Annotated in this window: 5 protein-coding genes and 1 riboswitch; of the genes, 2 read left to right on the forward strand and 3 right to left on the reverse strand. The window is 55.6% G+C overall.

All coding sequences use genetic code 11. The annotated features are described in order from the left end of the window. Nucleotides 1-98: 98 nt before the first annotated feature. The gene (locus HMPREF3277_RS12075; RefSeq protein ID WP_070871263.1) at nt 99-740 is read right to left on the reverse strand and encodes a GrxB family glutaredoxin; all 642 of its coding nucleotides are present in this window, start codon (nt 738-740) and stop codon (nt 99-101) included. Between the two features lie 314 nt (nt 741-1054). Between HMPREF3277_RS12075 and HMPREF3277_RS12080 the strand changes: the two genes are divergently transcribed. Beyond that, nucleotides 1055-3268, forward strand: a complete 2214-nt coding sequence (locus tag HMPREF3277_RS12080; RefSeq protein ID WP_003763695.1) for a RelA/SpoT family protein — start codon at nt 1055-1057, stop codon at nt 3266-3268. 277 nt (nt 3269-3545) lie between these two features. Here HMPREF3277_RS12080 and nqrM read toward each other — a convergent pair whose 3' ends face one another. Both nqrM and HMPREF3277_RS12090 read right to left on the reverse strand, forming a co-directional pair. Beyond that, nucleotides 3546-3767, reverse strand: a complete 222-nt coding sequence (nqrM, locus tag HMPREF3277_RS12085) for a (Na+)-NQR maturation NqrM (protein ID WP_003757168.1) — start codon at nt 3765-3767, stop codon at nt 3546-3548. A gap of 39 nt (nt 3768-3806) precedes the next feature. Next, nucleotides 3807-4856: an FAD:protein FMN transferase gene (locus HMPREF3277_RS12090; protein WP_070871264.1), complete on the reverse strand. Its 1050-nt coding sequence runs from the start codon at nt 4854-4856 to the stop codon at nt 3807-3809. 92 nt (nt 4857-4948) lie between these two features. Then, nucleotides 4949-5058: riboswitch (SAM-I-IV-variant riboswitch) on the forward strand. Nucleotides 5059-5249: 191 nt separating this feature from the next. On the opposite strand from HMPREF3277_RS12090, the gene metK reads away from it, so the two are divergent. Continuing rightward, complete coding sequence (gene metK / locus HMPREF3277_RS12095) at nt 5250-6419, forward strand: methionine adenosyltransferase (RefSeq protein ID WP_009312787.1); 1170 nt, start codon at nt 5250-5252, stop codon at nt 6417-6419. Nucleotides 6420-6602: the final 183 nt, after the last annotated feature.

Consider the following 6602-nt stretch of genomic DNA (forward strand, 5'->3'; position numbering starts at 1 on the left):
ATTCACTCCCGGAAGGTAGGGCGGGCGCAAACGGAAAGGTCGTCTGAAAACTGTTTTCAGACGACCTTTCCGTTTGTTTTATCCGGCGGATTCGGTTATTACAAGGCGCGGTCGAAATACAGCGGCACACCCGATGCTTCGCTCATGCGCAGCAGGTAGTCCATAACCTTCTGCGGCCACTCGACACCGCGCACGACGGTCAGGTTGCGCAATATCGGGAACACCAATATGTCTTCCATGCCGATTTCGCCGTTCAAACCTGCGCCGCCTTCTGTCATCAGCGTTTCCAGTTCCACCAAATCCCCGTTCAGCCGTTGCACATACTGACCGGTTTTCTCCAAATTGGCGGCGAAGCTGCCGATGCTTTTCTCTTTTTTATCCGTGAAATATTTCACCGCTTCCGGCGTTTCAAATTCGGGCAGTCCGAGTTTGATCACGCGCGGCTGGACGAGTTTCAGGTTGTATTCGCCCACCTTGTCCAACCATGCCTGGATTTCGGGGCGGATTTCATCTTTCAGACGACCCTCACGGTCAAGATAGCGGACAACGTCCAAACTCTCGCCCATAAACGAACCGTCTTCTTTTTGCAGGATGGGCACTTGTTTCGCGCCGATCATGCCGATCGGCGTTGCCTCGTCGTCGTTTGCCAGCACAACTTCTTCAACGTCCGCGCCAAACAGCCCCGCCGCCATCCGCGCACGCACGCAAAACGGGCAATGGTCGTAAATATACAGCTTCATCGGATACTCCTTTTCAAGTTCATCAAACGGACGAACCATATCATTTAAGGTCGTCTGAAACAACCCGCTTACAGACAATATAGTGGATTAACTTTAAATCAGGACAAGGCGGCCGAAGCCGCAGACAGTACAGATAGTACGGCACCGATTCACTTGGTGCTTCAGCACCTTAGAGAATCGTTTTCTTTGAGCTAAGGCGAGGTAACGCCGTACTGGTTTAAAGTTAAGCCACTATATCCCGCAAAACAGCCCGCAAATCCCTTTGGCAACCTGTTACAATAAACCTGTTTTTATCGAAACGAAAAGACACCATCATGACCGCCACCAGCCCGATTCAAGACACGCAAAGCGCGACTCCGCAAGAATTGCGCGAATGGTTCGACAGCTACTGCGCCGCGCTGCCGGACAACGATAAAAACCTCATCGGCGCCGCATGGTCGTTGGCAAAGGAACACTATCCCGCCGATGCCGCCACGCCGTATGGCGAACCGCTGCTCGACCATTTGCTCGGCGCGGCGCAGATGGTCAACGAACTCGACCTGCTCTCCGATGCCGTCGCCGCGACCCTGCTTGCCGACATCGGACGCTACGTTCCCGATTGGAACCTCTTGGTTTCCGAACGCTGCAACAGCACCGTCGCCGAGCTGGTCAAAGGTGTGGACGAAGTGCAGAAGCTCACCCACTTCGCCCGCGTGGACAGCCTCGCCACTTCCGAAGAGCGCGCGCAGCAAGCCGAAACCATGCGCAAAATGCTGCTGGCAATGGTTACCGACATCCGCGTCGTGTTGATCAAGCTCGCCATGCGCACCCGCACCATGCAGTTTCTCAGTAATATCCCCGACAGCCCCGAAAAACGCGCCGTCGCCAAAGAAACCCTCGACATCTTCGCCCCGCTCGCCAACCGTTTGGGCGTGTGGCAGCTCAAATGGCAGCTCGAAGACCTCGGCTTCCGCCATCAAGAACCCGAAAAATACCGCGAAATCGCGCTGCTTTTGGACGAAAAACGCACCGAACGCCTCGAATACATCGAAAACTTCCTCAACATCCTGCGCGCGGAGCTTAAAAAATATAACGTCCATTTTGAAGTCGCCGGCCGCCCGAAACACATCTACTCCATTTACAAAAAAATGGTGAAGAAAAAACTCAGCTTCGACGGGTTGTTTGACATCCGCGCCGTGCGGATTCTGGTCGATACCGTTCCCGAGTGTTACACCACGCTGGGTATCGTCCACAGCCTTTGGCAGCCCATTCCCGGCGAGTTCGACGACTACATCGCCAACCCCAAAGGCAACGGCTATAAAAGTTTGCACACCGTCATCGTCGGCCCGGAAGACAAAGGCGTGGAAGTGCAAATCCGCACCTTCGATATGCACCAATTCAACGAATTCGGTGTCGCCGCCCACTGGCGTTATAAAGAGGGCGGCAAAGGCGATTCCGCCTACGAACAGAAAATCGCCTGGTTGCGCCAACTCTTGGACTGGCGCGAAAACATGGCGGAAAGCGGCAAGGAAGACCTCGCCGCCGCCTTCAAAACCGAACTTTTCAACGACACGATTTACGTCCTGACCCCGCACGGCAAAGTCCTCTCCCTGCCCACGGGCGCGACCCCCATCGACTTCGCCTACGCCCTGCACAGCAGCATCGGCGACCGCTGCCGCGGTGCGAAAGTCGAAGGGCAAATCGTGCCGCTGTCCACCCCGCTCGAAAACGGACAGCGCGTCGAAATCATTACCGCCAAAGAAGGGCATCCTTCCGTCAACTGGCTCTACGAAGGCTGGGTCAAATCCAGCAAGGCAATCAGCAAAATCCGCGCCTACATCCGCCAGCAAAACGCCGACACCGTGCGCGAAGAAGGCCGCGTCCAACTCGACAAGCAGCTTGCCAAACTCACGCCCAAGCCCAACCTGCAAGAGCTTGCCGAAAACCTCGGCTACAAAAAACTCGACGACCTCTACACCGCCGTCGGACAGGGCGAAATTTCCAACCGCGCCATCCAGAAAGCCTGCGGCACGCTGAACGAACCGCCGCCCGTACCCGTCAGCGAAACCACCATCGTCAAACAGTCCAAAATCAAAAAAGGCGGCAAAACCGGCGTGCTCATCGACGGTGAAGACGGTCTGATGACCACGCTTGCCAAATGCTGCAAACCCGCGCCGCCCGACGATATTGTCGGCTTCGTTACCCGCGAGCGCGGCATTTCCGTCCACCGCAAAACCTGTCCCTCTTTCCAACACCTCGCCGAACAAGCACCCGAAAAAGTGTTGGACGCAAGCTGGGCGGCATTGCAGGAAGGACAAGTGTTCGCCGTCGATGTCGAAATCCGCGCCCAAGACCGCTCGGGACTTTTGCGCGATGTATCCGATGCGCTCGCCCGCCACAAACTCAACGTTACCGCCGTGCAAACCCAGTCCCGCGATTTGGAAGCCAGCATGAGGTTTACGCTCGAGGTCAAACAAGTCAACGACCTCCCGCGCGTCCTCGCCAGCCTCGGCGACGTCAAAGGCGTCTTGAGCGTCACGCGCTTGTAAGATGGAGCAAAAGGTCGTCTGAAAAACGGATTTCAGGTTTTTCAGACGACCTTTTTGGCGAGTTTGGTATCGTAATCGACATTGGAAATATCTGTTCTGTCCTTCCTGCCTGCGCGGAAATGACGGCAATTTGAGCAGCTTTGCTAAATCGCTGTCTGCCTTTTAAAAACAGCCAAGCTTGTAAATCAAAGGTCGTCTGAAAACTGCAATATGCGGTTTCAGACGACCTTTTGTGTTGCCAAGTTCAAAGCAAGGCTGAACCTAATTTGGGCGAGAATCAGTGATCGACGGTGATGCCTTTGCTTTCCTGCTGTTTCTGTTCGTCCAGTTTCTTTTGCAGCGTGTCGCACGGGGTGTCGCAGTCGCAGACTTTTTTCATGCCCAGCGAGGAGATGCCGCCGCAGCTGCCTTTGATGGTGCGCTTGGAAAAAATGTAGCCGACCGCCATGCCGAGGATGACGAGGAGGAAGAGGCCGAAGGTGAGGAGTAGGGTTTTCATGATGGTGTTCCTGTGGGGATGGATATGAGTCTGTAGATATTAATGGAGTAGTTTTTTAAACGCGCCGGACATTTCGGTATGGTAGCCGTTTTGGTCGCGGATAATCAGGAAAACGGCGAGGTTTTGCTGTTCGGCGAGTTTGAGGGCTTCGGTTTCGCCGAGTACGAAAAGTCCGGTGGACAGGCCGTCTGCGGTGGTGGCGTTGTCGGCGACGACGCTGATGGAGGCGAGGCGGTGCGACAGTGGGCGGCGGGTTTTGGGGTCGATGATGTGGGACAGCCGCCTGCCTTGCGGGTCAACGTGGAAAATGCGGTAGTCGCCGGAAGTGGCGAGGGAGCGGTTGTCGAGGGGGACGACGATTTGGGTGTTGCCGCCTTGGACGATGTTGGGCTGTTCGATGCCGATACGCCAAGGCTCGCCTTGGGCGTTGCGGCCTTTGCCGTGCAGTTCGCCGCCGATTTCGACAAGGTAGTTTTGGATGCCGAGTTTTTCAAGTTCGCCTGCTACTTTGTCCACGCCGAAGCCTTTAGCGATGGAGGAGAGGTCGAGATAGGCTTCGGGTTGGGTTTTGGCGAGCGTGGCTTGTTTGCCGTTTTGCGTGAGGATGATTTTGTCCGTACCGGTTTGGGCGGCGGCTTTGTCGATTTCGGCTTGGGTGGGTTCGCGGGTGATTTCTTTGTTCGGTCCGAAGCCCCAAAGGTTGACGAGCGGGCCGACGGTTACGTCGAGCGCGCCTTGTGTGAGGCGGTTGAGGCGTAAGGCTTCAGCGGTAACGGCGGCGAAATCGGCGGAAACGGGCATGGGTTTGCGGGTCTCGCGCATTTGGTTGAAGCGGCTGATTTCGGAGTTTTCGCGGTAGGTGGACATTTGGCGGTTGACCTCTTCGAGCGCACCGTCAATCTGCTTTTTCACGGCTTCGGGCGCGGGCGGGTTGGGGAGGTCGTCTGAAAGGTATTTGACGGTATAGGTCGTGCCCATCGTTTCGCCCTGAAGCACGGTTTGTTCGGATGTTTTTTTGCCGCACGCGCCCAAGGGCAGGGTAAGGGCGAGGGCGGCGGCAAGGGCGGGAATGGCGGAGGGCAGGTGCATGATAGGGATATTCGGTGTTTTCAGACGACGTATTGTAACGTAAAACGCAGGGGCGCGCGGCTTGCGGGGGAAGGGCTTTTCTGCTAACATCCGCGCTGCATTAAGAGTTGGGAATTCCATGCCAACCTGCTTTTCAGACGGAAAGGTAAGGTGGACGGCTGCAAAGCCGATGTGGTCCGAGAGGGCAATTCAAATCCCCCCGCTTGATGCGGGAATTTTTTTGCCCGTATGTTCTGTACGGGCAGGATTCCGAACCGTTTTATCCAAGTGGGAATATTTATCATTTGGATGGAGCGCAGGTGGAAATTTTGTTATGATTTCCGTTGTGGGATATATGATGAAACAACAGGTCGTCTGAAAGCAGATGGCTTGTTTTTGAAGGAAAATATTGAAATGAGCGAATATCTGTTTACTTCCGAATCGGTTTCCGAAGGCCATCCGGACAAAGTAGCCGACCAAGTGTCCGATGCGATTTTGGATGCGGTTTTGGCGCAAGACCCCAAAGCGCGCGTCGCGGCGGAAACCCTGGTAAACACCGGTTTGTGCGTGTTGGCGGGCGAAATCACCACCACCGCCCATGTGGACTACATCAAGGTCGCACGCGAAACCATCAAACGCATCGGCTACAACTCGTCCGAGCTGGGCTTTGACGCCAACGGCTGCGCGGTCGGCGTGTACTACGACCAGCAATCCCCCGACATCGCCCAAGGCGTGAACGAAGGCGAAGGCATCGACCTGAACCAAGGCGCGGGCGACCAAGGTCTGATGTTCGGCTACGCCTGTGACGAAACCCCGACCCTGATGCCGTTTGCCATCTATTACAGCCACCGCCTGATGCAGCGTCAAAGCGAATTGCGCAAAGACGGCCGCCTGCCGTGGCTGCGTCCCGACGCAAAAGCGCAGTTGACCGTGGTTTATGACAGTGAAACCGGCAAAGTAAAACGCATCGACACCGTCGTCCTGTCCACCCAGCACGACCCTGCCATCAGCCATGAAGAACTGAGCAAAGCCGTGATTGAGCAGATTATCAAGCCCGTTCTGCCGCCCGAAATGCTGACTGCCGAAACCAAATACCTGATCAACCCGACCGGCCGCTTCGTCATCGGCGGCCCGCAAGGCGACTGCGGTCTGACCGGCCGCAAAATCATCGTCGATACCTACGGCGGCGCAGCTCCGCACGGCGGCGGCGCATTCTCCGGCAAAGACCCGTCCAAAGTGGACCGTTCCGCCGCTTACGCCTGCCGTTATGTCGCGAAAAACATCGTTGCCGCAGGTTTGGCAACCCAATGTCAGATTCAGGTTTCCTACGCCATCGGCGTTGCCGAACCGACTTCGATTTCCATCGACACTTTCGGCACAGGCAAAATCAGCGAAGACAAACTGATTGCCTTGGTTCGCGAACATTTCGACCTGCGCCCCAAAGGCATCGTCCAAATGCTCGACCTCTTGCGCCCGATTTACAGTAAATCCGCCGCCTACGGCCATTTTGGCCGCGAAGAGCCTGAATTTACTTGGGAGCGCACAGACAAAGCTGCCGCATTGAAAGCAGCCGCAGGCGTCTAAAAAAGCATAAAGGTCGTCTGAAAGGGAGTTTCAGACGACCTTTGCCGTCCCGAGTCAAAAACTTTTTGGCAAACGAAGTATCATAATGTTTTACAAAAAAAGCAGCGCGGCACTGTGTTTCCTTGCTGCGCCGTCTTTTACCCGTCCACCAATATAGTGGATTAACTTTAAACCAGTACGGCG

The sequence above is a fragment of the Neisseria sp. HMSC70E02 genome, from assembly GCF_001838645.1.
GTDB lineage: Bacteria > Pseudomonadota > Gammaproteobacteria > Burkholderiales > Neisseriaceae > Neisseria > Neisseria macacae.